The sequence below is a fragment of the Rahnella perminowiae genome, assembly GCF_019049755.1.
Lineage (GTDB): Bacteria > Pseudomonadota > Gammaproteobacteria > Enterobacterales > Enterobacteriaceae > Rahnella > Rahnella perminowiae.
On sequence record NZ_JAFMOS010000112.1, the window covers coordinates 1 to 791 of the forward strand.

Annotated in this window: 1 protein-coding gene; it reads left to right on the top strand. The window is 51.3% G+C overall.

The window, feature by feature from the left end; all coding sequences use genetic code 11:
* Window positions 1-88: 88 nt before the first annotated feature.
* A complete protein-coding gene (gene ytfE, locus J1785_RS00585) occupies window positions 89-754 on the top strand; it encodes an iron-sulfur cluster repair protein YtfE (RefSeq protein ID WP_217138281.1) in 666 nt (221 codons plus the stop codon).
* The last annotated feature ends 37 nt before the right edge of the window (window positions 755-791 follow it).

Consider the following 791-nt stretch of genomic DNA (forward strand, 5'->3'; position numbering starts at 1 on the left):
TTCCTGTACTTCCTTTGAGCTATAGCCGTGACTTAAACATGCATTTATAATGCATGTTATAGATTCTTTCATTTAACGAGGCTTCATCATGGACTATCGCGACCAACCCCTTGGCGCTCTGGCTGTTGCCATTCCGCGTGCTACACGTTTGTTCCGTCAGTACGATCTCGATTTTTGCTGCGGTGGTAAACAAACCCTGTTGCGCGCGGTTACCAAAAAAGAGCTGGATATTGATCTCATCGAACAACAGATTGCTGAAATTGCCCAACTGCCGGATACCTCTACTGACTGGAAAACCGCACCGCTGGCACAAATTATCGATTTTATTATTCCACGCTACCATGACCGTCACCGTCAGGAGTTGCCGGAACTGATTCTGATGGCCGGCAAAGTGGAACGGGTACACGGTGACAAATTACCTTGCCCGCACGGACTGGCGGTTCAACTGCAACTGATTCTGGAAGAGCTGACCAGTCACATGATGAAAGAAGAACAGATCCTGTTCCCAATGATACGCGGCGGAATGGGCCGTCAGGCCGCCGGTCCGATCTCAGTCATGGAACGTGAGCACGATGATGCGGGACAGATTCTGGAAGAGATTAAACGCCTGACCAATGGCGTAACGCCGCCTGACGGGGCGTGTGTGACCTGGCGGGCACTGTACGCCGGTATCAACGAATTTATCACCGACCTGATGGAGCATATCCATCTGGAAAACAACCTGTTGTTCCCGCGCGCGCTGCGTGGCGAATAAGTCAGGTTTCAGCAACAGAAAAGGGCGCATAAGCGCC